The sequence below is a fragment of the Microcystis sp. BLCC-F209 genome (assembly GCF_041928595.1).
Classification (GTDB): domain Bacteria; phylum Cyanobacteriota; class Cyanobacteriia; order Cyanobacteriales; family Microcystaceae; genus Microcystis.
On sequence record NZ_JBHFLL010000105.1, the window covers coordinates 1 to 25628 of the forward strand.

Sequence of the window (25628 nt, forward strand, 5' to 3'; positions counted from 1 at the left end):
GCTTGAACAAAGTAATTAGGATAGGGTTCATCCGCAGGAATTATGTACTCGGAAACTAGCGAACAGTGATCCGCAAGACACTTTCGAGAGTTTAACCAATCTTTCCGTTCTGAAAGAGCGTAATTATAAACGCTTTTGCAAACATCAAGAATGTGGATTATCTCCTGTTGTCTGTTTACCTTTAGTTTGTACTGGTAGGTAAGCGTTATCACTGTCGTTAGTTTCGTGATGTGATGTATAGTTAAATTATAACACTTACCGCCCAATATTTCAACTGATTACAATCATGGACCAAACTAATCGCTAACCTTAAAACAGTTAGTAGTCGCTTAATTAGACAAGAATTTCCAGATTTGGCGGCAAAGTATTTCGACAACAAACCCTATTTTTGGGCGGGAGCTTATTTCGTGGCTAGTTGTGGCGACGTTACTGTCGAACAACTAAAAAAATACGTCGAGAACCAAAACTCCCGGAAAGTGGAAACGCTACCGCGTTAGTTTCATTCTGGTCGCGATTCATCTCCCGTTAACCGCTACGCAGTTTAACGGGAGTCCTCTCGCGACCTTGAGATAGGGGTCAGGGGTGGGGCAGATTTTTCAGGGATTAGTAAACAGTAATCAGTGAAAATACTCCTCACTTAATACCGCTTACCGATCACCGATAAATTAATTATTGGCCATGACCCAATTAACTAGAGTGCGGACGGGAAAACCGGTGGCCCCGGAATTATTAACGCCATTTTCCTTATCGCACCAGACCGGACCTGCGATGTCTAGGTGCAGCCAGGGAGTATTATTAATGAATTGCTTCAAAAATAAAGCGGCTGTAATGGAACCGCCGGGGCGCGGGCCGGTGTTTTTCATATCGGCAATTTGAGACTTCATCCCCTCGAAATATTTTTCTTCTAGAGGCATTGGCCAGAATTTTTCGCCGGCTAATTTGGCGGCCTGTTGGAGTTGATCCGCGAGACTCTCATCGCTACTCCATAAACCGGCGATATCGTCCCCCAAGGCAACGACACAGGCCCCGGTTAAAGTGGCTAGATCCACGATCGCATCCACCGCTAATTTTTCCGCAAAAACCAAGCCATCGGCCAGGGTTAATCGTCCCTCGGCATCGGTGTTATTGACTTCAATAGTTTTGCCGTTAGAAGCGGTTAAAATGTCCCCGGGGTGCATAGCGCGACCACTAATCATATTTTCCGTAGCCGGACAGATAAAGTGTACTTCCACTTCTGGCCGTAATTGAGCGATCGCCTTGGCTGCGCCTAGGGTAGCGGCACCACCCCCCATATCCATTTTCATGGTTTCGATGCCACTGCCGGCCCCTTTAATATTCAAACCGCCGGAATCAAAGGTTAGACTTTTGCCAACGATTGCTAGTTTACGTTTCGGTGTTCCTTGGGGTTTATAGATTAAATGAAGGAATTTCGGGGGAATATCTGATGCTTTTGCCACTCCTAAGAATGCTCCCATACCCAAGCTTTCGCATTCTTCCTGTTCCAGAATTTTGAGACTTAATCCGTATTCGCTGGCAATTTGCTCGGCGGTTTCTGCCATGGTCAGGGGGGTAACGGTGTTAGCGGGAGCATTGACTAATTCTCTGGCCAGAATCACCCCGGAACAGATTTGCTCGGCTTTGGCGATCGCAGATGTTTGCTCTCCTAAACCCAATAACTCGACGGTTTCTAATTTGGCTCCTTTTTCCTCCTTAGTGGACTTGAAGCGGGTATCCTGATGGGTGGCCAACAGCAGCCCTTCCGTGATTGCTCCGGCGGTGGCGGACTGATCACCAACTACCGGTAAACTGATGGCCAGAGCTTGGCTTTTTTGTTGTTTGGCCAGACGAGCGATGGCAGCGGCCGCTAGACGCAGGGTTTGCAGGTCGAAATCGGCAGTTTTTCCCAATCCCACCAGGATTAATTTGCGAATCGGACCACCACCACCTAGACGAGTGGCCGCACTACTGCCTAATTTTCCCTCGAATTCCGTCTCGGAGATGAGTTCCTCTAGGGTTCCCCCCAGTTTATTGTTTAATTCTGCCAATTCTCCTGCAATCTCTACGGCTCCTTCTGGTAAACCTAGGGCTAAAGTATCTCCTGTCCAAGTAAGGAGCGAGGTGTCAGTCGATCGAATATCCATTCTTTATCTCGATAATTCTTTGCAAAATGCTTCTATTAATCACTATACTGTAAGCTCTATCAGTTATCATCGATCGTCTGTTGAGGTTTAGTGGCTCCCTGTCAAGAATCAAGGTCTAGCTCTTGCTAAAATCATTGTCCCTGATTGCTGATCCTGACTGGGGATAACTGCCATGGCTTCTACTACTTAGAAAAAAATTATCAAGTTTGTATTGATCACTCAAGGAGAAATTTTTATGGAAATATCTCGCCCTAATCAAGCAGAATTAACCGCAGAAGAACAACAGGAACTAGAAAAGTTACGGGCTATTATCGAACAGGCTAGTGTTGATGGCGTGATCACTCAAGGAGAAAGGGAAAGAATCGCCCTAGCTATGAGGTCTGATGGTAAAGTGACCCTGGAAGAATTAGAGTTAGTCAGAACTTTAATTACCGAAAAAGTGAGCAAAGGGGAATTAGTTCTGGATTATCTTTAAACTCTGGAAAATCGGATAAAAAAAAAGACGGGGTGAAAACCCCGTCCTATTTGTCAAGAATTATGACAAATCCTTGACTTGTGATACTAATTGTGCTACCACATCTTGAGCGCTACCAAAGAGCATAAAGGTTTTGGGATTGTAGAATAATTCGTTTTCTACCCCGGCAAAACCCGATCGCATACTGCGCTTAATCACGATCGTGTGCTGTGCCTTATCCACGTCGAGAATTGGCATTCCATAAATGGGACTAGCTTTATCGTGACGGGCAGCGGGATTAACCACATCATTCGCCCCAATAATTAAGGCCACATCGACGCGCTCAAACTCAGGATTAATATCATCCATGTCGTAGAGTTGCGGATAGGGAACATTAGCTTCGGCCAATAATACATTCATGTGGCCGGGCATTCTTCCCGCCACGGGGTGAATAGCATATTTAACCTCAACGCCATTTTTTTCCAACTGTTCAGCCAATTCTCGCACCGCGTGTTGTGCTTGGGCCACCGCCATGCCGTAACCGGGTACAATCACCACAGAACGCGCATAACCGAGCATCATTGCCCCTTCTTCTGAATCGATCGCATGAACCGATTTATCAAGGCTAGAAGTGGCGCTCGCTTCGCCTCCGGCACTAGCACCTGTACCAAATGCTCCAAATAGTACACTAGCCAGCGATCGATTCATGGCTTTACACATGATCTGAGTCAGGATAATCCCCGACGCACCCACCAAAGCACCGGCGATGATCAGCATACTATTCATCAGGATAAAACCGACCACGCTGGCGGCAAGTCCCGAAAAAGAGTTTAAGAGGGAGATAACCACCGGCATATCGCCGCCGCCGATGGGAAGCACGAATAAAGCCCCGAAAATTAGGGAAAGTGCCACCAAGGTCAGGAAAACATCGATCGAGGTGGGATCAAAAAAGAGATAGACACTACCCCCTAAAAAGGTGAGTAGCAAGAGAATGTTAAAGGGTTGTTGGAAAGGAAAAGTTACGGGCGCGCCACTGATTAATTCCTGTAATTTGGCAAAAGCGAGGACACTGCCGGTAAAAGTGACACCGCCGATCAATATACCCAAAATAGCGATCAGTATCGAGTCAAAGGCAATATTTTCACCACTTTGCAGTAAACGCCAGTATTCGCCCATGGCAATTAAAGCACTGGCAGCACCGCCTAAACCGTTAAAAATCGCCACCATTTGGGGCATAGCCGTCATCGGGACTTTTTGCGCCGAAACTAGGCCGATAATTGAGCCAATCACCAACGCCACGGCGATTAAACCATAGCTGAGGATTTCTTGATTGATTAAGGTGGCAATAACGGCGATTAGCATCCCGATGGCAGCCAGAAAATTGCCTTGACGGGCGGTAGCGGGGGAAGATAATTGTTTAAGACCGATGATAAATAAAATGGCGGCGAGTAGATAGGATAACTCGATCCCTGTGATCAGGGCATTATTCATGATTTAGCCTCTTTTTTCTTGAACATTTGCAGCATTCGATCGGTAACGACAAAACCACCGACCACGTTAACCATCGCCAAAATAACGGCAATTAACCCTAAAATTACGGTTAATTCGTGCCAATCCGTGCCTCCGGCGATGAGGAGCGCACCGACAACGGCGATACCTGAAATTGCATTCGCTCCCGACATCAGGGGTGTATGGAGAGTGGGAGGGACTTTATTGATCACCTCGAAACCGACAAAGGAAGCGAGGACAAATACCACTAAAGCGGTTAAAAGTTGGGCAGTCATTGGTTAATTAAAAAGGGGATAGGGGTTGGGGATTGGGAAGTGGGGGATTGGGGAAGTGGGAATTATGAATTATGAAGTGGGAAGTGGGGAGAACAAAGCTGCCTTCTGACTCCTAACTCCTAACTCCTGACTCCTGACTCCTGCCTCCTGAATCCTGATAGCTAAAAAGCGGATAACTGTTCACTGAGGGCGGATTTAATGCGTTGGTTGCGGATTTCGCCAGCGTGGGTGACACAGGCACTATCAATGATGTCATCGGCAAAATCGAGGTTTAAACTGCCCTCTTTGCTGACTAGAAGCTGTAGCAGCATTTGCAGGTTTTTGGCGTACATCTGGCTGGCATTGGTGGCCACTGTGGCAGGAAGATTAACGGCTCCGACGATTTTTACCCCATTTTCGATGATTTCTCGTCCCGGTTGGGTGTAGGCGCAATTTCCGCCCTGTTCCGCCGCTAAATCAACGATTACCGACCCCGCTTTCATGGTGGCGATCATTTCTTTGGTGACTAGCAGCGGGGCCTGTTTCCCCGGTACTTGGGCGGTGGTGATCACCACATCAGCCCGCTTAATTGGTTCCGTTAGGGCTTGACAAATGCGCTCCTGTGTGCTAAGAGAAACCTCTTTGGCATAACCGTTATCGGCGACGGTATCTTCTTCTAGGGGCATTTCAATAAATTTCGCCCCGACACTCTGTACTTCTTCTTTGACTTGGGGACGAATATCAAAAGCCTCCACCACTGCCCCCAAACGGCGGGCGGTAGCGCAAGCTTGCAATCCGGCAACTCCTGCCCCCAATACCAGCACTTTGGCGGGGGCGATCGTACCGGCGGCGGTAGTCATCATCGGGAACATTTTCGGCAGCTCAACGGCGGCGAGGAGTACCGCTTTGTAACCGGCGAGGTTAGCCTGAGAGGAGAGGGCATCCATACTCTGGGCGCGACTACTGCGGGGAATTAATTCCATGCTCAAAGCTGTAATCCCGCGCTCGGCTAATTTGGCAATGCGCCGGGGTTGACGCAGGGGATCGAGAAAGCCGATGAGAATACCACCATTTTTGAGGCGATCGATCTCGCTATCGCTAGGAGGGACGACTTTGAGAATAATATCGGCAGTTTCATAGATATATTCGCTGTTTTCGCTCAGGGCGGCTCCCACGGCACTATAGGCACTATCGGCAAAGTTAGCGCTAATTCCCGCCCCATTTTGGACCATTACCTCAAATCCCGCCTTGACTAAACGGGCGACGGTATCCGGCACTAGCGCCACCCGCGCCTCGCCTTGGTCACTTTCTTTGATTACGCCGATTTTCATGGCTGGGTTTCTCCTTAATAAGTCCTTCTCTTGTCTTATGCTGTTGGGGTAAGGGTTTCGTTAAATGCGATCGATACCCTTGGGATAATTTCGAGTCAAAATTGCTTTTCACTTCCATCCTAGCTATCCTCACCTTTCTGGCTCTTTTTCGGGCTGAATCTTAGGATTATCTTCAGAATTAAAGGGTTTTGATCGCCATTGCTTGGGATTTTTTTCTAATGATGAGGTACGAAGTTTTCGTTCTGGGGAACGCCAAAACGGTTAACATTAGCCAGTCTTCGGTCTTAGATACCAGATTAGGCTATACTTCATATTGATGAGAAGGGCTGTAATACGTCTCGACCATCTCAAAGTTTTACAGTAAACCTCTTGCAAAAGTCAAAAAGTAATCAATCCTGATGCTGAAAGCATCTATTCTTATTTCTGTTGCCTGTTGCCTTTTGCCTGACTTCTGCAAGAAGTCTAGTTTTTTTAACTTTGATCGCAATTGCTCTAATTCTGCATCTACTGCTGAATCCTTGAGGGTGGGTGGATGGGCAGTTTTACCCAGTAACATTTGTGCTTTTAGCAGTGCTAATTCATCATCCACATCGCTACTCGCTTCTAGTCCAACGAATACCCGTTCGGCTCTCCCAGGTTTGGTGGGTAAAATGTATTCTAAGATACAGTCTTGGGGCAGTGAGTGGAACGAACCACAGAGACACAAAGGACACAAAGATCGATCGATCCTATGTAAGTTAAACTTATCACACAGAATCTAGAAGAACCCCCGTTCCATGTCGCTAGGACTCAATTCACCAATCGCTTGACTACTGGCTTCTGACTGCATAAATTTTGCTTCCATGCGCTCAAAAGCTGAAGGGTAAATAGTATCTATACTGCCGATACTTTTTTCGTTAATCTTTCTTTCTAAAATCGGCAATTTTTCTTTCAGTTTATCAACTTGGATATTCAGTTTTTCCAGTTGATTTTTAATAATATTTGCGGTATTAATGTGATGTTTTTTCTTTATATTAGCTTCTTGTGCCAGAGACTCATCACCTTTATCTAGGGCGAGTTTAACTCTTTCTTGCCATTTTAAAACCTCAGCTTGTGCCTGGTTGTACTGTTGTTCGGCTCTTTTTTGTAAGGCAATTACTTCGATAATTGAGGAACGTAAATTAGATAAATCATCCCGCATAATAGTGATGGTTAATTATGAGTAGCAATTAAGAAGATGTTAAGTATTTAAATTGCTTGTTGAGATGAGCCAAGAGGCAACACCCCCCCTTGCCCCTAGGGTTAATTCATAGTAGGGTTAATTCATGTTAGGGTTGATTCATGTTAGGGTTAATTCATGTTAGGGTTAATTCATAGTAGGGTTAATTCATAGTAGGGTTGATTCATAGTAGGGTTGATTCATAGTAGGGTTGATTCATGAATCAACCCTACCCCGACGTCGGAGGAGAGAACTAATCTAAGGATAGGCGGTTAAAATGCGTTTTAGCTTATTCCCTATCTCAACAACAAAATTAATAAATAGAGACGTACCGTAGATAGTACGTCTCGACGCTCTCAAAGTTTTACAGTTCTTTCAACTTCGATCGCAATTCCTCTAATTCTGCATCCACTACCGAATCCCTGACGGTGGTTGCTTGGGGTAAAGTGGGTTGACTAGAAGTTGTACCGGGTAATGCTCCCCCGGACATTTGTGCTTTTAGCATTGCTAATTCATCATCCACATCGCTGCCCGATTCTAGGGCAGCGAATTGACGTTCCATGTCGCTAGGACCCAATTCAGCGAGCGCTTGACTACTGGCTTCTAACTGCATAACTTTTTCTTCCATGCGCTCAAAAGCATCCACGGAACTACTGGTATTGATACTGCCAAGGGTTTTCTGGATTTGTTCGTTAGCTTTTGCGGCTCTGGAGCGAGCTACCAACATATTTTTCTTGGTTTTTGCCTCAGAAATCTTACTTTCGAGCGCAATCAAGTTTTTTCTCAGACTATCTACCTGTACCGTTTGCTGATCCAGTTGATTTTTGAGAATGGCGGCGGTTTCTGTTAGATCTTTCTTGCGTTTAAGAGCTTCCCGAGCGAGAGTTTCATCCCCTTTAGAAAGGGCTAATTTGGCTCTTTGTTCCCATTTATTGGCTTCTGACTGGTCTTTGCTGTATTTTTGTTCCGTTTGTCGCTGTTCTGCGATCGCTCTAGCAACCGCTTGACGTACCTGTACTAGATCCTCTTGCATATCACTGACAGCTTGCTCCAGCATTTTTTCTGGATCTTCAGCCTTGCTCACCATATCATTGAGGTTAGCTCGGACAACTCGGCTAAGGCGATCAAATAAACCCATGACGCTCTTGTTCCTCTCAGTGTGTACTAAATCAGTTAACTGTTCTTAAAATTTCCCATCTTGCCTAACGGCTTATTATCCAATATAAACCACGAGAGCTAGGATAGGGGATAGGAGTTAGGAGTCAACAGTCAAGAGTAAGGAGACAGGAGACAGCTTTTTTCTCCCCACACCCTACACCCCACTTCATAATTCATAATTCATAATTTATAATTCCCTATCACCCATCCAAGTTTTCTTGTTTTAACTTGAGTAATTCCGCTTCAATTTGTTTTTGTCCCTCTAAATCTTGGAATTGTCGCTCTAAGGGGTCTTTATACTGGATTAAATCGGCTTGGGATTCGGCTTCTAGGACTTTTGCTTCTAATTTCTCAAAAATAGTCCCCATCTGACCGCTGTTCAAACTGCCCATAATTTCTTGAGCTTTTTGACTGGCGCTCGCTGATCGCAATCTGGCCACATAAAGGCTTTTCTGTGCTTTCATCTCAGCATATTTGCGTTCAATTGTCAAGAGTTCTTTCTTTAATTTTTGTATAATAGCCGTTTGTTGTTGCAGGGAGGTTTGTAGGGGGGCGATCTGACTCTGATAGGTTTGCCATTGGCTGAGAGCTTGGCGGGCGAGTTCTTCGTTACCGTGATCTAGGGCTAATTGGGCGCGTTCGTGCCAAGTTTGAGCGGCTTTTTCCTGTTGTTGTCTTTGGCGCTCGGTACGTTTCTGGGTAGCGACGGCTGCCGCCAGGGCTTGTCGCATTTGCATCAATTCCCCTTCCATGGCCAAGATGGCCTTTTCCAGCAGTTTTTCTGGATCTTGGTTTTCCTGAATCAGACTATTGACTTGGGCGCGAATTGCTTGGCCCATGCGATCTAACAAACCCATTGCCGTCCTCCCGATACCAACCCTAGTAGTTTACCGAAGTGCCGCTCCTATCAATAATGATAGAACTAGGGACGGGGGACTGGGAGGGATTGACTGTTTCTGAAGGTGGCGGACTGCTGGGAGAAGGGGCCACTTGTAATTCTGGCGGTAACTGTTTCATCAACTCGGCCGCATCCTGTCGGTTTTGATCGGCCAAGCGACGGGCTTTTTCCCGTTGAAAAAAGGGTAAATTAGCGGGTGATTCTTCTCTTTGACGCAATTCCTCTAACATTCGTTCGTTAATGACCGCCGGAGAGGGGGCGGGGGTGACTTTGGGCGGTGGTGGTGGTGGTGCGGAAACTAGGGAAGATACGGGCGGGGTAGCGGGGGAAGAGGGGGCGACGGGTAAAGATTGCTTGATCTTACTGACGGGTAATTGATGGGCGGGCATGAGGGACGGTGGCGGATTCGGGGGTAAGAGGGCGTTAGTCAGATTGATAGCGGTGGGGGGAGGCTGAACCACCGGTGGGGCGGGAATGTTAGCGATCGGACTGGTTTTAAGGGGAGGAGCGGGAATATTAGCGATCGGACTGGTTTGAGGGGTTTTCTGTACTGGACGAGCGATCGCTATCAATCGATCGAGGTGGCGGGAGTTATTTTGGTGCTGCTCCCGGGGGGAATTCTCAGCTTTCCTCGGGGTGGGGGTGGTGCTGGTTAACCATTGATTGAGAGAGAGGAGACTATTAGCCATTAAAAAGATCACCATTGCCCGGATACCCCAAGGGGTAAAAAAGATATCTTTAGCTTGGGGATAGACATTGATGACAGAAGCTTCTAGGTATTCTGGTTTCTGAGCGGGATCGATGGCTGAACTGGGTTGATGGACGATCGAGAGAGGCAAATCTTGGCGGGATGGGGGTCGATCGGATTTCATGACGGTATTATAGGGTTATGCTGAAAAGTTAAGTAGGTAGGCGTTAAAAATTATCAGAAACCCCCCTTATCAAGGGGGGACTAAGGGGGGATCGGCACCCCCCTTATCAAGGGGGGCAGGGGGGATCGAATCTAAAATCCATTTTTAATTTAATTATAACCAGCTACTTAGGGGTTTTTTCGTCCTAGTCTAACGTGGTACTCTCTAGATTTTCCAGATGTCTTTACATTCTCTTGACAAAATTTTGGCGGCTATTACTCAACAGGCGGGTTGGGAAGAATATTGCCACTACGAGCAAGTGCTGCAATTATGGCCAAAAATTATTAATCCCCGTCTGCTGGAGCAAACCCGGCCTTTTTCCCTGAGTCGCGGGGTTTTATCGGTGGCTACCAGTAGCGCCGCTTTAGCACAGGAATTGTCCTTACAACGCTATAGCTTATTAAAACGGCTTAATAGTCAGTTAGAGACTTCCCTGAGCGATATGCGCTTTTCTGCTGCCCGTTGGCAGCAGGATAGTAAGTTAATTCCCCCAGAAGCGATCGCACCTAATTCCCTCAGAGATCATCCTAGTTATGTCACCCCGGAAAAACCGCCAGAAAATCCCCGGCAACTGGACGGTTTAGAGAGTTGGAGCCAGAAAATAGTTCACAGAACCCGATCCTGGCCGATTTGTCCTCGTTGTCAGTCTCCCACTCCCTCCGGAGAGCTTGAGCGTTGGCAATGTTGTGCTTTTTGTTTTGCCCAGTCCGCTGGGGTAAAAGATTAATTTTTTTTATAGTCTTGTGGAAAGAGTGCTTTTGAGTCGGGAATCAATTGGCCGATCTTTTCTGTCTTAATTGAACCTGTATTCATCAATTCTATTCGGCTAAGGCTTGATCCCCGGTTTGTTATCGGCGATACTAGAGCCGATAACCGCGGTCACAACTGAGTTAAACTCCTCTGTTTTGAGACAGTGCTGCTTTTTGCAAAGTAACTATTAAAAGATTCTAAAAACAAAATTTTTTTTGGGGATCACTAAAAACTATATGGCATAACAGTTCTAGCTATGGTAGTCAGGAAAATAGCCTTGGCACGGGGTAGGACAATATTACACAGAGCAAAAAGAGAGTCATCCTTTGAGTTCCTTATAATCATCTTCCTTTTAAAGCCCACCCATGCAAGCAGCAAACTTTCTTACTTCTTCCTGTCGATACTGCCGATACTATCAAACCCAAGGTCGGCGCGGTGGCACTTGTCAACAACTAGATGTTCCCGTCGAAGCTCATTGGAAAGCCTGCGCTCTAGCGATGCCTCCTTTTAGCACTGAATGGCAACAACTCAATCGGGTGGTTAGTTTAGAACAGTCTCTAGAATTAACCTGTACGGTGTCGCCCACTCCCGTGGTGGTTTCCCCTCGTCGTCATGCTCCCCGACAACCGACGGCAGTTTAGAAGATCTGAGGCCTAAACAGGAGCAAAAAATTGGCGTTGTCCATTCAAAATCTGAATTCACCCCCCCCACATCTTTTATGGCGCTATTTTTGAGATAATAGATGAGTTGATTGCAAAGATAAAGCTAGGAAAGGCAGAATTCAGTAGAAAGTATTCAGGAGAGAGTATTCAGGAGTTGAGAGTTGGGGTTTTAGGGAGTTGGGGTTTTAGGGTTTTGGGGTTTTAGTTGAAATTCCCCTATCTCCCCACACCCCTATCTCCCCACACCCCTATCTCCCCACAGCCCACACCCTGCACCCCACACCCCACTTCCCGATAATTAATGTCGCCAGAATGCCCCTGATGACTTCTCATCGTCCCTTAAAAATTGGTATAGTTGGCACAGGGTTCGCCGCTCAACGTCGTGCTGAAAGCTTGCAAGCCGACGATCGCACCGAGCTTCTGTATTTTAGCGGTAATAGTCCCGAATCGATCGCTAATTTCTCGCAAAAATACCAAATTTCTGCCCTAGATTCGGCAGTAAGCCTGGCCAGCCATCCCGATCTCGATCTGATTGTCATTGCCAACGTTAATCAGTCCCATGCTTTGATTGCGCGTACGGCCTTAAAATCTGGTAAGCACGTTATCGTCGAGTATCCTCTGGCTTTCCACCCAGCGGCAGCAGCAGAATTAATCACCCTAGCCGAAACCGAGAACAAATTACTGCACGTCGAACATATCGAACTTTTGGGGGGACTGCATCAAACCCAACAGCAATATTTAGCCAGCCTCGGTAATATCCACCTAGCCCGTTATACCACGATCGTCCCAGGCAGACCAGCACCCCAGCGCTGGACATTTCATCGGGATTTATTCGGTTTTCCTTTGATTGCAGCCCTTTCTCGTATCCATCGCTTTACTAATTTATTTGGGGAAGTGGAGTCCGTATCCTGTCATTGTCGTTATTGGAATGGTTCGGAATCCGATTATTTTCTTGCCTGTTTGTGTGAGGCGCAGTTATTATTTAAAAATGGCTTAATTGCCGAAGTTACCTACGGTAAAGGCCAAGTTTTTTGGCAAAATGAGCGAACTTTCACTATTCATGGTGAGGGGGGCAGCTTAATTTTTGAAGGGGAAAAAGGGCAGTTAATTAATAGTCAAGGTAGCCAAGCTTTAGAAGCGGAAACCCGTCGCGGTCTTTTTGCCAAAGATACCGCCATGGTGCTAGATTATCTGTTTGATCGGGTTCCTCTCTATGTTACTCCCCAAGCCAGTCTTTATGCCCTAGAAGTGGCCTATGCTGCCTATCAATCTTCCTTGTCGGGAAAAACAGTTTTTCTCCGGGCCAATTAAACTTACTTAGACTTTTTCAATTAACTTTCTGCCTAGTAAACCCTGGGGACGAACTAACAACATAATAAAGAGAATAGCAAAAGCGATCGCCTCTCGATAACCGGAATATTCTGCGGGAACAAAAGCTTCGGCAATACCCAATAATAAACCACCGATGACCGCTCCGGGGATACTTCCCAATCCCCCTAAAACAATCACTCCTAAACCTTTTAATCCGAAAGCAATACCGAAATAGGGGCCAGCGATACTAACACTAGAGCCGACTAAAGTTCCTGCTAAACCTGCCAAGGCACCACTAATAAAAAAAGTAATCACGATAAATTTTTCGGGATTGATCCCCAACAAACTGGCCGTGGTGACATCTTCCGCTACCGCTTGTAAAGCTTTGCCCATTTTGGTAAAATTAACCCAATAAGTTAGTAAAGCCACCATAACTGCTGAAACCAGAAAAATAATAATCTGAATTGTGCGAATTGCCACGGGCCGATCATCTGTACCGAAATTAATTGCGGGGGGAAGATTGCCATAGATACCATCGGGAAAAGTATAAATTTCTGCCCCGACTAAGTATTGAATAACATTGACAATCACCACCGCTGCTCCTAGGCTAGAAACCAAAGTTAAGAGGGAATCGGAACCCCGTACCCGGAGGGGTTTAAAGGCCAATCTTTCCAGAAGAACCGAGGTGAAACCTGAAAGGATACAGCCTAGCAAGAGTGCTAAAAAAAAGGGTAAGGAAAAGGGTAATTTGGCATTAGCCAATAAACCATTAAAACCGAAAACTCCCCCCGCTAGAGCATAGGTAAAATAGGCTCCGAGGGTAAAAATTGCGCCATGGGCAAAATTGATAATCCCTAAAATGGAAAAAATCAAAGTGTAACCGAGGGCAAAAATAGCATAGACACTACCGATAGATAAACCGTTTAAAACCTGTTGAAAAATTGTTACTAGATCCATGGTCAGGGTTAGCTAGGGTAACTTTTGATTATAACTGACGGTCGCCACCACATCCGGTAAAGGACGCTGGAGTTTATATAACCAGAATAAACCGAAAAGACCGACAGCGATCGCTGCTAAACTAATTATTTGTGCCATTTTCAGAGGACCAAACATTAAACTATCGGTGCGTAGTCCCTCGATCCAGAATCTACCTAGACTGTAGGCGATAAAATAGACTAGGGTAAGGGTGCCAATTTTTAATTTGCTAGGGTGTTTTAAACCCCAGAAAAATAGATAGATAAGTAGGGCAAAAACTCCCAGATTCCAGATAGATTCGTAGAGAAAGGTAGGGTGAAAATAATCGACGGTGATATATTCTAAAGGACGACTAGCCGGAGGAATAAACAACCGCCAGGGTAAATTAGTCGGACTGCCAAAAGCTTCCGAATTAAAAAAGTTACCCCAACGTCCGATCGCTTGACCGAGAATGACGGAAGGGGCCACCAGATCGAGTAATTGCCAAAGAGAAACCCGATTAATGCGAGCAAAGATTAGGGCCGCCAGCAAACCCCCGATAATTGCCCCGTGAATAGCGATACCTCCCTTCCAAATGGCGATAATATCAGCAGGATTTTGCGCGTATTCTTGCCACTGAAACAGAACATAGTACAGACGGGCTGCAGGTATGGCCCCCACTACTAACCAAATGGCCAAATCAGCGATTAAATCGGGATTGATCGCTCTTTTTTGGGCGAGGTACTGGGAGAGGGTGACACCCAATAATACCGCCATAGCGATGAGAAATCCATACCAGCGCACCGAAATCGGTCCGATCTCCCAGAAGACGGGGCCGGGAGACTGAAAGACAAAACCTAAGAGCATAAAATTATTAAGAATAAAAAATTTTATCTTTCCTATAGTATCTTATGCTATGATGGAATAAGCTGACATATTTGCGGATGTGGCGGAATTGGTAGACGCGCTAGATTTAGGTTCTAGTATCTTTTCGATGTGTGGGTTCGAGTCCCTCCATCCGCATTAACCTTCGGGTCGATGAAGTGTAACCTGATTTGGTATTGACGACCGACGACCCAAAAGGGGAAATTAACAAGTTTCCCTTTTTGAGCCTCCAGTTCAGATTTATTTTTTCAACTGACTTCTTACCCAATTCCGAAATGCTTTTACTAACTCTAGGTAATCTGTCTGGCCAGCTTGTTGTAAAAATATAGCAATTTATAAGATGGGTAAATTAGGAAAAAATCGACTGGTTGGGGAGGTGATATAAGTGCCATTTTGTAATTGTTGGATAACCAGAGATTCCCCATTATAAACCCAAACCTCTGCCACGCCTAGATCTGCATAAACCTGAAGGCTATTTTGAGAACTGCTGGTGACATCAATTTCTATGACTAAATCCGGTGGTGGGTCTTCATTTAAGTCCAGTCGCTTTTTCCCCCGAACCGCCTCAATATTATCAATGTAAAAGCATTCATCTGGTTCTGCACCGCTTAATTGAGGGCGTTTAAAGGTGGTTGACCCCAAGGGTTCTATCCGAATCCGGAGTTCTTCAGCCATTGTCTCAACAAATCGCCCCGCCACTTTCTTGAATCTTTCGTGTCCGGTCGAAGGAGCCATGATTTCTAAATTGCCACGATTGTAGGTCAGCCGGAGACGGCGATCGCTCATTTCTTCCAGCAGCGTTTCGTAGGTTTTCCAGCTAATCCCGGACAGGTGAATTATTTCAGCCGGTGGTGCGAACAGTGTTACAGTCATAGATTCAAGCAAAAATCCCCTGCTTCCATAATAATCAAAGGGTGAGCATTGCCCACCCTTACTTAATTAAGCGGTTACTACTGGCGAAGCTAACCGTTTAAAGGTCAATCTTTCATCGGCCACATCGACAAAAATCGTGTCTCCCGCTTTAAATTCGCCGCGCAGAATTGCCTTAGCGATCGGAGTTTCCACATATCTTTGTACTGCTCGTTTTAGGGGTCGCGCACCGTACACTGGATCGTAACCAATTTCTGCTAGATAATCGAGGGCAATATCGGCAAATTTCAGGGCTAATTTTTGTTCCATCAAGCGGTCGCTGAGATTACCGATCTGTAGTTTGACAATCGAGCGCAGTTGTGCTTTTTGTAAACTATGGAAAATGATCGTTTCATCGATACGATTGAGGAATTCGGGACGGAAACTATTCCGCATTGCTTCCATCACCCGGGCCTGCATTTCCTCATAACGAGACTCATCACCGGCCACGTCTAAAATGTATTGAGAACCGATATTACTGGTCATAATAATGATGGTATTTTTGAAATCAACCAGATGACCTTGAGAGTCGGTTAAGCGCCCATCGTCAAGGATTTGTAACATAACGTTAAAAACGTCGGGATGGGCTTTTTCAATCTCATCAAAGAGGATGACAGAGTAGGGACGACGCCGGATTGCCTCGGTTAATTGTCCTCCTTCATCGTAGCCGACGTATCCCGGAGGCGCACCCATGAGACGGGAAACGCTGTGTTTTTCCATGTATTCCGACATATCGATGCGAACTAGAGCCTCTTCGGTGTCAAAGAGATTGCGAGCTAAAGCTTTCGCCAATTCTGTCTTACCAACACCCGTCGGACCGAGGAAAATAAAGCTGGCCGTGGGACGGTGGGGGTCCGATAAACCGGCGCGGGAACGTTGAATCGCTTCGGCTACGGCTGTGACCGCTTCCTCTTGACCGATGACACTTTCGTGTAATTCCTCTTCCAGATTGAGGAGTTTTTCTTTTTCCGATTCGATTAATTTATTGAGAGGAATTCCCGTCCATTTCGAGATAATTTCGGCGATATCCGATTCGAGAACTTCTTCTCTTAATAAACTTTTGCCGGTGGTTTGTTTGTCGGCCAATTGAGTTTCTAGGGCGGACATTTGCCGCTGCAGATCGGTTAATTTTCCGAACTTTAATTCCGCAGCCCGATTATAATCATAATCGCGTTCGGCCTGTTGAATTTCCAGATTAACTTGTTCGATCGCTTCTTTAACCCCACGAACTTTATCGATAATCTCTTTTTCCCCTTGCCATTGGGCATTTAATCCCGATTGTTCTTCCTTGAGGTTAGCCAGTTCTTTTTCTAACTTTTCTAACCGTTCTCGCGAAGCTGGATCGTATTCCCGTTGTAGGGAAAGTTTTTCCATTTCTAACTGGAGAATTTTGCGATCAATTTCATCGAGTTCTTCTGGTTTAGAGGTGATTTCCATCTTCAATTTAGCCGCCGCTTCATCAACTAAATCAATGGCCTTATCGGGCAAAAAGCGATCACTAATATAACGATTAGAAAGCAGTGCCGCCGCCACTAAAGCATTATCGGCAATTTTCACCCCATGATGCACCTCATAACGTTCTTTGAGACCGCGAAGAATCGAAATAGTATCGACCACATTTGGTTCATCCACTAAAACCTCTTGAAAACGTCTTTCTAGCGCCGCATCTTTTTCGATATATTTGCGGTATTCATCGAGGGTAGTGGCCCCAATACAACGTAATTCACCCCGGGCTAACATTGGTTTTAATAAATTGCCCGCATCCATTGCCCCTTGAGTGGCTCCCGCACCGACAACGGTATGAATTTCATCAATAAACATGATGATATTGCCTTGAGAATCGGTGACTTCCTTGAGGACAGCTTTTAATCTTTCCTCAAATTCCCCGCGATATTTTGCTCCCGCAATTAAGCCACCCAAATCGAGAGAAATGAGAGTCCGATCTAACAGAGATTCTGGCACATCACGGTTAATAATCCGCTGGGCTAATCCTTCGACAATGGCAGTTTTTCCTACTCCCGGTTCCCCGATTAAAACCGGGTTATTTTTAGTCCGACGCGAGAGAATCTGAATGGTGCGACGGATTTCGTCATCCCGTCCAATTACGGGGTCTAATTTACCTTCCCGTGCCAATTGGGTCAGATCCCGTCCGTATTTTTCTAGGGCCTCGTATTTGCCTTCTGGATTCTGATCGGTCACTTTTTGACTACCTCTGACTTGTTGAATAATTTCTTTGAGTTTGTTTTCGGTAAGTCCGAATTCTTGAAAAATATTTTTACCGAAGCGATCATCTTTAGCGTAACCTAAAATTAAATGCTCGATCGAGATAAAGTCATCTCCAAATTCTCGGCGATAATTTTCCGCTCGATCGAGTAAACTATCTAAACTACGACCTAAATAAATCGAGTCGCCGGGGTTAGAGATTTTCGGTTGACGACGGATAAAATCATCGGTTCGATCCCGCAAACGGGCTAGACTAATATTAGCTTTACTAAAGACACTGCCAGCTAATCCCTCCTGTTCAAGAAGGGCTTTCATTAGATGTTCGCTTTCGATTTGTTGCTGGCTGTGCTGTTTGGCAATGTCCGGCGTTTTGACGATTGCCTCCCAAGCTTTTTCTGTAAATTGTTGTGGATTGGTTGGCTGCATTTTCTATAAGAGATTACTTTTATACCCTAAAGATTATTCTAGATTGACCGGTTTGTCGGCTCCTAGGGGCTTACCGTACCTAGTTAAGGGGGATTTCCCCTCAATGGTGCGATTTAAGCCGCTAAAGTTTATAAGCTGTCAGGGATTTAAACTGCTTCTGGGAAATTTTAGTACAATTGTTCAAGCTCTCAACCAAGCTAAAATCTTAATTATTAAAGATGTCCAGTGATTACTGATTACTGTTCACTGTTTACAAGGGCCGAATCTAAAACCTAAGTAGGGAGGCACAATTATTTGTAGGATGGGTTAGCGGTAGCGTAACCAATGCAGGCGTTGGGTTTCATGCTTCAACCCAACCTACGTTCTGATGACTGTTTACTAATTACTGTTTACTAATTACTGTTTACTGATAACTGATAACTGATAACTGATTAAAGCCCACCCTAAAATACTATCTAAGCGATTAAAGATTTAACTTTACTAATGATACCAACTGGGTCAATACCTTGGTGGGGGAATTGTTCCCATAAACCGCCACAACCTTCATGGTGAGTACCGATATAGGCGTATTTAGGAGTTAAACCGCGTTCGAGTAACCAAGAACCATAACGGCTACCTAAACCCGTACGACGGTTAAATGCTTCTACCACTAAAACAAAGGGAGAATTACCAACTTTAGTGATAATTTCTTCATCCACTACATTGAGAGTCGGTTTATTAATTAAACCCACGTCAATACCTTCTTGTTTTAGACGTTCTACTGCATCCAAAGCGCGGTATAAACCATCGCCAAAGCTGATGATATAACCGGCAGTGCCTTCTCGAATTACTTCATCTTTTCCGGGGACAAAGGTGTAACCATTGCCAAAGAAATTATTACCGTTAGTATCAAGAATATTGGGAGTTTTAGAACGAGTCGAGAAGATAAAACGTAAACCGGGTTGATGGAAAGTTGCCTCGACACAAGCGGTCATTTGTGCCGCATCGGCTGGGAAATAAAGACGGGTTTCGTAACCGTCATCGAGTCCATTATCGGCAAAGAAATTATTCAAACCAAAGTGACAGGTATTATCCGCCATGTCATCGATACCGGAATGGGAAAAATGACATAAAAGATTAGAATAATTCAAACGCGCCATGGTGATTTCAGAAATACACATTTCTAGAAAAGCGGCAAAGGTGGCGAAAATTCCCTGTTTACCTTTTTCCATACCAAAACCGGCGGCTGCCGAAAGATTACCCCGTTCCATAATACCGGAAGGAATAAACACTTCGGGATGTTTATCGTGGATAATTTTCAGACCGCAGGAACCTTCTAAATCGCTATCTACTACTAATACATTAGCTTTGCGTTCTTCTTCGCTCATTTTGCCTAAAAGACTGACCACCGCTTCGCCGAAAACGTTGCGGTTAGAACCCCATTTATCCCCAGAACCGAGGAATTTATAGTCATTAGAAGGCTTCTTAATACTGTTGAGATATTCCACTGCGGCACTGTGTCCTTTTGCCTCTAAATATTTCAAAGCCAAGGGTACAGAAATCACGTCATGACCGTGGTTAGAACCTTCTAAACCTTCAATACCGGGACACATGGGACGTTTATTAATAATCGCAATCGGGCCAGGAGTATTAATTGCTTCACAGATATTGCGATACAAACTATCGATATCTTCCCCATCTCCCACTAACACTTTTAGTCCATGGCCGGCGAGAGTTTTAGCCACATCATAACCGGGTAAATATTTGGAAGGATTACCGGCAATCGTCACATCATTATCATCAATAATTAGCTTAACATTGATGTGTTGAGCTACGGCTAAACGGGCAGCTTCCGCGTCATTGCCTTCCTGTTGAGAACCATCGGAACCTAAACAAAAAACGGTTTTTCCGGGGTTAGCTAAAGCGACACCGTTAACGTAGGGCCACATATGTCCTAAACGGCCAGAACTAAATTTGACACCAGGGGTTAATCCTAATTCCGGGTGTCCGGGGAGTTTAGAATTGGCCTCGCGGTAGTGCATTAATTGTTCTGGGGGTAAAGAACCTTCTAACGCAGACATGAGATATTGAGTACCGACGCGGTGTCCTGCTTCATCGAAGAAGATTGGTACAAATTGACTAGGTTGACTGCGGAAAAGAGCATCGAGAATCACCACTTCCGGGACGGTATCGTAGGGGCCGCCGGTGTGTCCACCCACACCCCGGGCCGCACCCGTGGCAGTAAAAAAGATGATAGCATCGCGACAGAGTTGGATATTGGCTTTTAGAGCGCTTCTTTGGTGGTCGGTGAGGGTGGGGTTACTGGGGTCGAGACTGATGGGTTTATAGGCGCTCAAATCGATGGGAAAGGCTGTCATTGTCGATTTTCCTTAATGTAGAGAAATAACTATAGTCAGGGAAATCATAGCCTAGAATGTCACCCGATCGATTGATTGAATAATTTCTTATCATAGATGTAGTCCCTAATACAAAAGTTTTACCCTTACTGGGATAGCGTCCACGGTCCGGGACAGGGGAAATCTTAAAAAAGATACGGGAAAAAAAGCTGTTCTTGAGGGCAATAGTCCAGAATGGCAGGTAAGAGCAAGTAAAAAGGATAACCTTTGACTCGGTTTTCCTTTTCGGGAGCCGGTCGTCGGTCGTCGATACCAAATTAGCTTATACTTCATCTTTATGAGAAGGGCTGTCAGTTGATATTACTGCAATCTCTAGCCAAAAAATCGGTGTATAATTAACAAAAACTAGATTTAAGGTAAAAACTATGTGTTTAGGCATACCGGGACAAATTACGGCAATTATTGATGAAAACCATCATCTGGCTCTCGTCGATGTGGGGGGTGTAAAAAGAGAAGTAAATATCGCTTGTATTGTTGATGAAGACCATCCCGCTAATACTTGTGTAGGGGATTGGGTATTAGTTCATGTGGGTTTTGCCATGAATCGAATTGATGAAGATGAGGCGCAAGAAACCTTAAATTTATTAACACAATTAGCAGAATTAGAGTCAGAATTTAATCATAATTAATGTTCTTAAGTAGTCACCCATACATAAATTGATTTTGTTGTTGATCTTAGGAAATATATAGCGTTTTTTAGTCTCCTGATGTACAAAAGTTATGGATTTTAGGCAAAAGGCAAAAGGGAAGAAAAATAGGTGTACCTCACTAGCTTAGGAAATGCTATAAATCACGGCAATTATTACTGACTACCGACAGCTAAAAATTATAATTAAAGGAGATAAACAATGAAATACGTTGATGAATTTCGTGATCCCGTTAAAGCGGCAGGATTAATTCAGCAAATTGAACAATTATCGATAAGAATCTCTGAAAAGCGGGAAAAAGTTACTAAAATTATGGAGGTTTGTGGAGGTCATACCCACTCAATTTTTAGATACGGTATCGAGGCCATACTTCCGGAAACTATCGAATTAATTCATGGTCCTGGATGTCCCGTTTGTGTGATGCCGCGAGGTCGTTTAGATGATGCCATTTTTCTCGCACAAAAACCGAACGTAATTCTGACAACTTTTGGCGATACTATGCGTGTCCCCGGTTCCCATTTGAGTCTGCTGCAAGCGCGAGCAAAAGGTGATGATATTCGCATGGTTTATTCTCCTCGCGATGCCTTAAAAATTGCCAGAGAAAATCTCGATAAAGAAGTAATATTTTTAGCATTAGGGTTTGAAACAACCGTTCCTAGCACAGCTTTAACCGTTTTAGAAGCGCAAAGAGATGGCATCACTAATTTTAGTTTATTTTCTAATCATGTGGTGATTATTCCCGCTCTGAAAGCTTTGTTAGATAACCCAGATTTACAGTTAGACGGTTTTGTTGGTCCCGGTCATGTTAGCATGGTAATTGGCACAGAACCCTATCAAGTTATTGCCCAAGAATATCATAAACCTTTGGTAGTTTCTGGGTTTGAACCCTTGGATATTCTCCAATCAATTTGGATGGTATTAAAACAATTAGATGAGCAGAGATGTGAGATCGAAAATCAGTATGATCGAGTGGTACAAAATCAAGGAAATAGAGTCGCTTTATCGGCAATCAAGCAAGTTTTTGAACTGCGGGATCAGTTTGAATGGCGAGGTTTAGGAGAAATTGCCCAAGGAGGGTTAAAACTGCGGGATGAGTACAGTAATTTTGATGCGGAGAAAAAATTTACCCTACCCAATCAGCGTGTTAAAGATCACAAAGCTTGTCAGTGTGGCGAAATTCTTAAAGGTGTTTTAAAACCTTGGGAATGTAAAGTATTTGGTACTGCTTGTACTCCTGAACATCCCATCGGTACTTGTATGGTTTCTAGTGAAGGTGCTTGTGCCGCTTATTATAAGTATGGTAAGTAGTCGTGCAAAATTAATTTCCTAGTCGAGACAGGAGACAGGAGACAGGAGACAGGAGACGGGAGACGGGAGACAGCTATTAGGGATCGGATTTGAGTTTTCAGTTCACTGTTTCCTCACACCAGAAGTCTGACGGAGTAGTGGCTTAGATGTGTAATTAATTTTGCTTAGGTACTTAGAAATTAGTAAATTTTTTTTACTGATTAGTTTCCTTTCCCGCGAGGAAACGCTAGAATTCTCACCAGAAGAAATTAACAATCTCTCGGTGATAAAAAAAAATGAAGATCAAAAATAATCTGGGTTTATTTGGCTTAACCACCTCTCTAATGCTAATTATCGCTTCGGAAATCGTTCTTGCTTCCCAAGAACAAACCCTAGAACTGCAACCAAGTCAACCCCCCAGCGCCGATTTTTTCAAACCCGTCACCAATCTAATTAAAGATTTAAACCATCAGGGAGTAACCATCACCGATCCCAATGATCCCATGGCGGTGCGCTACCGAGTCAATTCCCCCTGTCCTGGTTGTTCGGTTTATCTAGGCACGGGAGTTGCCAATCCTCGCACCCAGACTAATAATAATGGCATGGGAATCAATTTTGGTCTTGGTTTCACCATGCCTTTCTCACCCTAAATGCCGATGACATATTTACGCCATTCGTGATTGTGATTCCCCCTAGTGTGCTTTAATAGCTCAAAGTGGAGACTACTGTAGGGACGACGCGGCTGGGCGCGCAGGGACATATTGGCCTCTTTTGGTGTACGATTGCCCTTATGCACATTACAACGCACACAAGCCGCCACTAAATTCTCCCAGGTATCACCCCCTCCGCGAGAACGGGGAATCACATGATCGATGGTTAATTGTTCACCTCGGTAGAGACAGTATTGACAGGTGTGATGATCTCGTTCAAGAATATTACGACGGGTTAAAGGAATTTCCTTGTAGGGAACACGGACGTATTGCCTAAGACGGATAACAGAGGGTAGGGGTAAGTCACGACAAACCACTTTTCCGTTATGTTCTAGGGATTCAGCTTTTCCTTTCAACAACAAAACGATCGCGCGCCGCCAACTGGTAATATTTAGCGGTTCGTAGGAGGCATTCAACACGAGAACCTTGCTCATAGGTGTCTGGAGATCGCTTGAATTTACCCCGCATGGTAACACAGATCCCTGAGATGGGAACCTATTATTCACTGTTGGGGAAGTGGGGAGCTTTTTTCATTGCGATCGCCGATCTGGTAGGATTGGCAGTTAATCATATTATTAAAAACGGATTTAATATAATTAGCAAAACTAATGATATATATATATATATATGCAAATAATTTATATATAATTGACAGTAAAAAGAAACGCCCTTAAGATGCTAACAAAAATTAATTTAGTGAATCAAGCTAGACATCCAAGCAGAAGGCATAAGTGGATTTTCCAATACTTCCCCCAATACTTCTAGAAGATGGCTCAAGTCTTTTGGGAGTAGATCAGACTTTGATGGCGACAGCACCATCTATGCTGGCTCCGACAACGCCAGAGGTGACTCCTCTAGTCACACCTCTCACCCCATCTTCTCCTAGCAATTTTCTTGCTCCCGTGAGCGCGACGGCGAGCGATAACTTAGCTAATCAAAGTGATTCTCTGCTATCAGTCCCATTATTAGTTAATCAAGAGGCTGCTAATTTCTCCTTTTCAGACCAAGATACTTCTTGGACAGGAACCCCTCAAATCAGTCAGTTAGATGATTTAGGCGAGGTTTTATTCGTTCCGGGTAATCCCTCAGAAAGGGTGAATATGGTTGTCCAGTGGACAGTGCGAGAGGCAGCTTTTAATAATGAAGTGGGATTCTTTCTGGTGGATGCTTTAGGTGGGGTAGAAGGTATCGCCCCCGGTGAAGAAGGATTCGCCGAGGCCGCTTTAAGCAGTTCCAGCCGACAAACTCTCTTCAATTCGGGTAATCAAGCGGGAAATTGGCGGGAATTCACCGTTGCGGGGGGTAGTCGTCTAGGGTTTTATCTGATTCAAAACAATACTAGCGCTAATTGGTTAGAAAATAATCGACAAAATCAGGGTCAATCGGGGTTAGCTTTTTTCTCCCTGAAAGGAGCTAATCCTGATAACTTTGATCATTCCCAAAGTAGTCATCTTGACCGCGGGATCTGGCGGTTTAACTGGGAAGATTTGACGGGTGGAGGAGATCAAGATTTTAACGATGTTGTTTTTAATATTGCTCAAGCAGGAATTGTCTTAGCCGGAGACAAAGGGCAACAGGTTCCCCTCACAGTGGAGGCTGTCAGTCAGGATAATACTTTTCCAAACGAGATGGGTTATTATTTGGTTGATACGCCGGATGGCGAAATTAATGGGATTAAACCAGGGGATCAGGGTTATTTAGATGCGGCCTTGTCAGGCGATCGCCACCAGGTAATTTTTGCCTCTGGGAAAGGGTTTGATAGTAAAACGTTTAACGTCCCTTCTGGGAAATATCTGGGATGGTATCTAGTCGCTAACGGGACAACAGATCAGGCGATCGCCAAGGGGGGAAATGCCCCACCGGTTTTCTTTTCCTATGCGGCGGCCAATGAGGATGGTTTAAATCATGTCCATGCTCAACAGGATAGTCAGACCTGGGCCTGGGAAGATTTTTGGGGCGGTGGCGATCGCGATTTTGATGATTTAGTGTTTCGGTTCAGTTTTGGGGAACCAATTGGAGAACCGATTCAGTTACCGTCTTTGAGTATTGAAAATACCACAGTGACGGAGGGGAATATAGGAACTGAAGCTGCTAATTTTACAGTTCGTTTATCAGCCCCTACAAACACAACAGTTACGGCTCAATTTACAACGAAAGATGGAACTGCCCAAGCGGGGACAGATTATGAATCTTCGACGGGAATTTTGACGTTTGCACCGGGAGAAGTGGAGAAAAATATCACAGTTGCTGTAAAGGGCGATACAATTAGCGAGCCTACGGAAACCTTCACGGTCAATTTAACAGGAGTGACCAATGCTATTCTGATTCAAGGTGAGGGAATTGGCACGATTCTAGATAATGATAATTCGCCGAATCCACCTGATAATAATCCTCCTGTCACCGATGCAGATAAAACTATTACTTTACCAGAAGATAGTCAACCTATCCCCTTAAATATTAATCCACCTACAGATATTGATGGGGATACTTTAACGGTTTCTGTCACTCAATTACCAGATAATAGCAAAGGAAAAATAACTTTAGCTGATGGCACAGTTATTAATGTGGGTGATGAGATTTCGATTAATTCTCTAACTTCTTTGCTTTACACACC

General features: G+C 44.8%; 23 protein-coding genes, 1 tRNA gene and 2 pseudogenes. 10 read left to right on the plus strand and 16 right to left on the minus strand.

All coding sequences use genetic code 11. The features are described 5' to 3' along the window. On the minus strand, positions 1 to 212 hold a 212-nt coding region (locus ACE1AQ_RS06760; RefSeq protein WP_374808110.1), incomplete at its 3' end, for a helix-turn-helix domain-containing protein. A 78-nt stretch (positions 213 to 290) separates the two neighbouring features. On the opposite strand from ACE1AQ_RS06760, the pseudogene ACE1AQ_RS06765 reads away from it, so the two are divergent. Next, positions 291 to 497, plus strand: a pseudogene (locus tag ACE1AQ_RS06765) (transposase); the annotation flags it as partial. A 168-nt stretch (positions 498 to 665) separates the two neighbouring features. On the opposite strand, the gene ACE1AQ_RS06770 reads toward ACE1AQ_RS06765, so the two are convergent. Continuing rightward, entirely contained in the window at positions 666 to 2141 is a 1476-nt protein-coding gene (locus ACE1AQ_RS06770) for a leucyl aminopeptidase (RefSeq protein WP_110544624.1), read from the minus strand. Positions 2142 to 2376: 235 nt separating this feature from the next. Here ACE1AQ_RS06770 and ACE1AQ_RS06775 point away from each other — a divergent pair, with 235 nt between their 5' ends. Continuing rightward, positions 2377 to 2616, plus strand: coding sequence for a hypothetical protein (locus ACE1AQ_RS06775; RefSeq protein WP_002757689.1), 240 nt, complete (start codon positions 2377 to 2379; stop codon positions 2614 to 2616). Positions 2617 to 2676: 60 nt separating this feature from the next. On the opposite strand, the gene ACE1AQ_RS06780 is transcribed toward ACE1AQ_RS06775, so the two are convergent. From ACE1AQ_RS06780 to ACE1AQ_RS06815, 8 genes are all read right to left on the minus strand, one after another. Next, positions 2677 to 4086: an NAD(P)(+) transhydrogenase (Re/Si-specific) subunit beta gene (locus ACE1AQ_RS06780; RefSeq protein WP_008207177.1), complete on the minus strand. Its 1410-nt coding sequence runs from the start codon at positions 4084 to 4086 to the stop codon at positions 2677 to 2679. Beyond that, on the minus strand, positions 4083 to 4379 hold the full coding sequence (locus tag ACE1AQ_RS06785) for an NAD(P) transhydrogenase subunit alpha (protein ID WP_002733247.1): 297 nt from the start codon (positions 4377 to 4379) through the stop codon (positions 4083 to 4085). The genes ACE1AQ_RS06780 and ACE1AQ_RS06785 overlap by 4 nt, the downstream gene beginning before the upstream one ends. A 161-nt stretch (positions 4380 to 4540) precedes the next feature. Then, positions 4541 to 5689 carry a Re/Si-specific NAD(P)(+) transhydrogenase subunit alpha gene (locus tag ACE1AQ_RS06790; RefSeq protein WP_002801274.1) on the minus strand — a complete coding sequence of 383 codons (1149 nt, stop codon included), beginning with the start codon at positions 5687 to 5689 and terminating at the stop codon, positions 4541 to 4543. Between the two features lie 355 nt (positions 5690 to 6044). Next, positions 6045 to 6404, minus strand: a complete 360-nt coding sequence (locus ACE1AQ_RS06795) for a hypothetical protein (RefSeq protein WP_172456639.1) — start codon at positions 6402 to 6404, stop codon at positions 6045 to 6047. A 42-nt stretch (positions 6405 to 6446) separates the two neighbouring features. Beyond that, a complete protein-coding gene (locus ACE1AQ_RS06800; RefSeq protein ID WP_008207170.1) occupies positions 6447 to 6869 on the minus strand; it encodes a PspA/IM30 family protein in 423 nt (140 codons plus the stop codon). Between the two features lie 382 nt (positions 6870 to 7251). Then, positions 7252 to 8025 carry a PspA/IM30 family protein gene (locus tag ACE1AQ_RS06805; protein ID WP_110544621.1) on the minus strand — a complete coding sequence of 258 codons (774 nt, stop codon included), beginning with the start codon at positions 8023 to 8025 and terminating at the stop codon, positions 7252 to 7254. Between the two features lie 220 nt (positions 8026 to 8245). Next, the gene (locus ACE1AQ_RS06810) at positions 8246 to 8902 is read right to left on the minus strand and encodes a PspA/IM30 family protein (protein WP_008207167.1); all 657 of its coding nucleotides are present in this window, start codon (positions 8900 to 8902) and stop codon (positions 8246 to 8248) included. 22 nt (positions 8903 to 8924) lie between these two features. Beyond that, positions 8925 to 9815, minus strand: a complete 891-nt coding sequence (locus tag ACE1AQ_RS06815) for a hypothetical protein (protein ID WP_106908895.1) — start codon at positions 9813 to 9815, stop codon at positions 8925 to 8927. 217 nt (positions 9816 to 10032) lie between these two features. On the opposite strand from ACE1AQ_RS06815, the gene ACE1AQ_RS06820 reads away from it, so the two are divergent. From ACE1AQ_RS06820 to ACE1AQ_RS06830, 3 genes are all read left to right on the plus strand, one after another. Further along, positions 10033 to 10581, plus strand: a complete 549-nt coding sequence (locus ACE1AQ_RS06820; protein ID WP_008207162.1) for a DUF721 domain-containing protein — start codon at positions 10033 to 10035, stop codon at positions 10579 to 10581. A 388-nt stretch (positions 10582 to 10969) separates the two neighbouring features. Then, complete coding sequence (locus tag ACE1AQ_RS06825; RefSeq protein ID WP_002797302.1) at positions 10970 to 11245, plus strand: hypothetical protein; 276 nt, start codon at positions 10970 to 10972, stop codon at positions 11243 to 11245. 333 nt (positions 11246 to 11578) lie between these two features. Then, positions 11579 to 12577 (plus strand): Gfo/Idh/MocA family protein, encoded by a 999-nt coding sequence (locus ACE1AQ_RS06830; RefSeq protein WP_008207160.1) that lies wholly within the window; start codon positions 11579 to 11581, stop codon positions 12575 to 12577. A 6-nt stretch (positions 12578 to 12583) separates the two neighbouring features. Here the strand turns inward: ACE1AQ_RS06830 and ACE1AQ_RS06835 are convergent, their stop codons facing one another. Together ACE1AQ_RS06835 and lgt are read right to left on the minus strand one after the other, a co-directional pair. Continuing rightward, on the minus strand, positions 12584 to 13534 hold the full coding sequence (locus ACE1AQ_RS06835; RefSeq protein ID WP_008207158.1) for a branched-chain amino acid ABC transporter permease: 951 nt from the start codon (positions 13532 to 13534) through the stop codon (positions 12584 to 12586). A 12-nt stretch (positions 13535 to 13546) separates the two neighbouring features. Then, positions 13547 to 14398 carry a prolipoprotein diacylglyceryl transferase gene (gene lgt / locus ACE1AQ_RS06840; protein WP_008207155.1) on the minus strand — a complete coding sequence of 284 codons (852 nt, stop codon included), beginning with the start codon at positions 14396 to 14398 and terminating at the stop codon, positions 13547 to 13549. Positions 14399 to 14471: 73 nt separating this feature from the next. Here lgt and ACE1AQ_RS06845 point away from each other — a divergent pair. Then, positions 14472 to 14554, plus strand: a tRNA-Leu gene (locus tag ACE1AQ_RS06845). A 102-nt stretch (positions 14555 to 14656) separates the two neighbouring features. Here the strand turns inward: ACE1AQ_RS06845 and ACE1AQ_RS06850 are convergent. The 3 genes and pseudogenes from ACE1AQ_RS06850 to ACE1AQ_RS06860 all read right to left on the minus strand — a co-directional run bounded on the left by ACE1AQ_RS06850 (position 14657) and on the right by ACE1AQ_RS06860 (position 20331). Further along, positions 14657 to 15289: pseudogene (locus ACE1AQ_RS06850) on the minus strand (Uma2 family endonuclease). Positions 15290 to 15355: 66 nt separating this feature from the next. Continuing rightward, positions 15356 to 17974 carry an ATP-dependent chaperone ClpB gene (clpB, locus tag ACE1AQ_RS06855; protein ID WP_008207150.1) on the minus strand — a complete coding sequence of 873 codons (2619 nt, stop codon included), beginning with the start codon at positions 17972 to 17974 and terminating at the stop codon, positions 15356 to 15358. 455 nt (positions 17975 to 18429) lie between these two features. After that, on the minus strand, positions 18430 to 20331 hold the full coding sequence (locus ACE1AQ_RS06860) for a transketolase C-terminal domain-containing protein (protein ID WP_110544618.1): 1902 nt from the start codon (positions 20329 to 20331) through the stop codon (positions 18430 to 18432). Positions 20332 to 20735: 404 nt separating this feature from the next. Between ACE1AQ_RS06860 and ACE1AQ_RS06865 the strand changes: the two genes are divergently transcribed. The 3 genes from ACE1AQ_RS06865 (at position 20736) to ACE1AQ_RS06875 (ending at position 22954) form a co-directional block, all read left to right on the plus strand. Continuing rightward, positions 20736 to 20999 (plus strand): HypC/HybG/HupF family hydrogenase formation chaperone, encoded by a 264-nt coding sequence (locus ACE1AQ_RS06865; RefSeq protein WP_106908893.1) that lies wholly within the window; start codon positions 20736 to 20738, stop codon positions 20997 to 20999. A 219-nt stretch (positions 21000 to 21218) separates the two neighbouring features. Beyond that, positions 21219 to 22325 (plus strand): hydrogenase formation protein HypD, encoded by a 1107-nt coding sequence (gene hypD, locus ACE1AQ_RS06870; RefSeq protein ID WP_110544616.1) that lies wholly within the window; start codon positions 21219 to 21221, stop codon positions 22323 to 22325. A 275-nt stretch (positions 22326 to 22600) separates the two neighbouring features. Further along, positions 22601 to 22954, plus strand: coding sequence for a hypothetical protein (locus tag ACE1AQ_RS06875; RefSeq protein ID WP_008207134.1), 354 nt, complete (start codon positions 22601 to 22603; stop codon positions 22952 to 22954). Here the strand turns inward: ACE1AQ_RS06875 and ACE1AQ_RS06880 are convergent. After that, entirely contained in the window at positions 22951 to 23448 is a 498-nt protein-coding gene (locus tag ACE1AQ_RS06880) for an HNH endonuclease (protein WP_002785544.1), read from the minus strand. The genes ACE1AQ_RS06875 and ACE1AQ_RS06880 overlap by 4 nt on opposite strands. Before the next feature lie 369 nt (positions 23449 to 23817). Between ACE1AQ_RS06880 and ACE1AQ_RS06885 the strand changes: the two genes are divergently transcribed. Then, the coding region (locus ACE1AQ_RS06885) for a DUF4114 domain-containing protein (protein ID WP_374808118.1) at positions 23818 to 25628 on the plus strand (1811 nt) is incomplete at its 3' end.

Coding starts and splice junctions, on each gene's coding strand:
- ACE1AQ_RS06875 (WP_008207134.1), top strand. CDS start 22,601: ATGAAGATCAAAAATAATCTGGGTTTATTTGGCTTAACCACCTCTCTA.
- ACE1AQ_RS06820 (WP_008207162.1), top strand. CDS start 10,033: ATGTCTTTACATTCTCTTGACAAAATTTTGGCGGCTATTACTCAACAG.
- ACE1AQ_RS06780 (WP_008207177.1), bottom strand. CDS start 4,086: ATGAATAATGCCCTGATCACAGGGATCGAGTTATCCTATCTACTCGCC.
- ACE1AQ_RS06785 (WP_002733247.1), bottom strand. CDS start 4,379: ATGACTGCCCAACTTTTAACCGCTTTAGTGGTATTTGTCCTCGCTTCC.
- ACE1AQ_RS06860 (WP_110544618.1), bottom strand. CDS start 20,331: ATGACAGCCTTTCCCATCGATTTGAGCGCCTATAAACCCATCAGTCTC.
- ACE1AQ_RS06880 (WP_002785544.1), bottom strand. CDS start 23,448: ATGAGCAAGGTTCTCGTGTTGAATGCCTCCTACGAACCGCTAAATATT.
- ACE1AQ_RS06865 (WP_106908893.1), top strand. CDS start 20,736: ATGTGTTTAGGCATACCGGGACAAATTACGGCAATTATTGATGAAAAC.
- ACE1AQ_RS06770 (WP_110544624.1), bottom strand. CDS start 2,141: ATGGATATTCGATCGACTGACACCTCGCTCCTTACTTGGACAGGAGAT.
- lgt (WP_008207155.1), bottom strand. CDS start 14,398: ATGCTCTTAGGTTTTGTCTTTCAGTCTCCCGGCCCCGTCTTCTGGGAG.
- ACE1AQ_RS06805 (WP_110544621.1), bottom strand. CDS start 8,025: ATGGGTTTATTTGATCGCCTTAGCCGAGTTGTCCGAGCTAACCTCAAT.
- ACE1AQ_RS06835 (WP_008207158.1), bottom strand. CDS start 13,534: ATGGATCTAGTAACAATTTTTCAACAGGTTTTAAACGGTTTATCTATC.
- ACE1AQ_RS06830 (WP_008207160.1), top strand. CDS start 11,579: ATGCCCCTGATGACTTCTCATCGTCCCTTAAAAATTGGTATAGTTGGC.
- ACE1AQ_RS06825 (WP_002797302.1), top strand. CDS start 10,970: ATGCAAGCAGCAAACTTTCTTACTTCTTCCTGTCGATACTGCCGATAC.
- ACE1AQ_RS06815 (WP_106908895.1), bottom strand. CDS start 9,815: ATGAAATCCGATCGACCCCCATCCCGCCAAGATTTGCCTCTCTCGATC.
- ACE1AQ_RS06800 (WP_008207170.1), bottom strand. CDS start 6,869: ATGCGGGATGATTTATCTAATTTACGTTCCTCAATTATCGAAGTAATT.
- clpB (WP_008207150.1), bottom strand. CDS start 17,974: ATGCAGCCAACCAATCCACAACAATTTACAGAAAAAGCTTGGGAGGCA.
- ACE1AQ_RS06775 (WP_002757689.1), top strand. CDS start 2,377: ATGGAAATATCTCGCCCTAATCAAGCAGAATTAACCGCAGAAGAACAA.
- hypD (WP_110544616.1), top strand. CDS start 21,219: ATGAAATACGTTGATGAATTTCGTGATCCCGTTAAAGCGGCAGGATTA.
- ACE1AQ_RS06790 (WP_002801274.1), bottom strand. CDS start 5,689: ATGAAAATCGGCGTAATCAAAGAAAGTGACCAAGGCGAGGCGCGGGTG.
- ACE1AQ_RS06810 (WP_008207167.1), bottom strand. CDS start 8,902: ATGGGTTTGTTAGATCGCATGGGCCAAGCAATTCGCGCCCAAGTCAAT.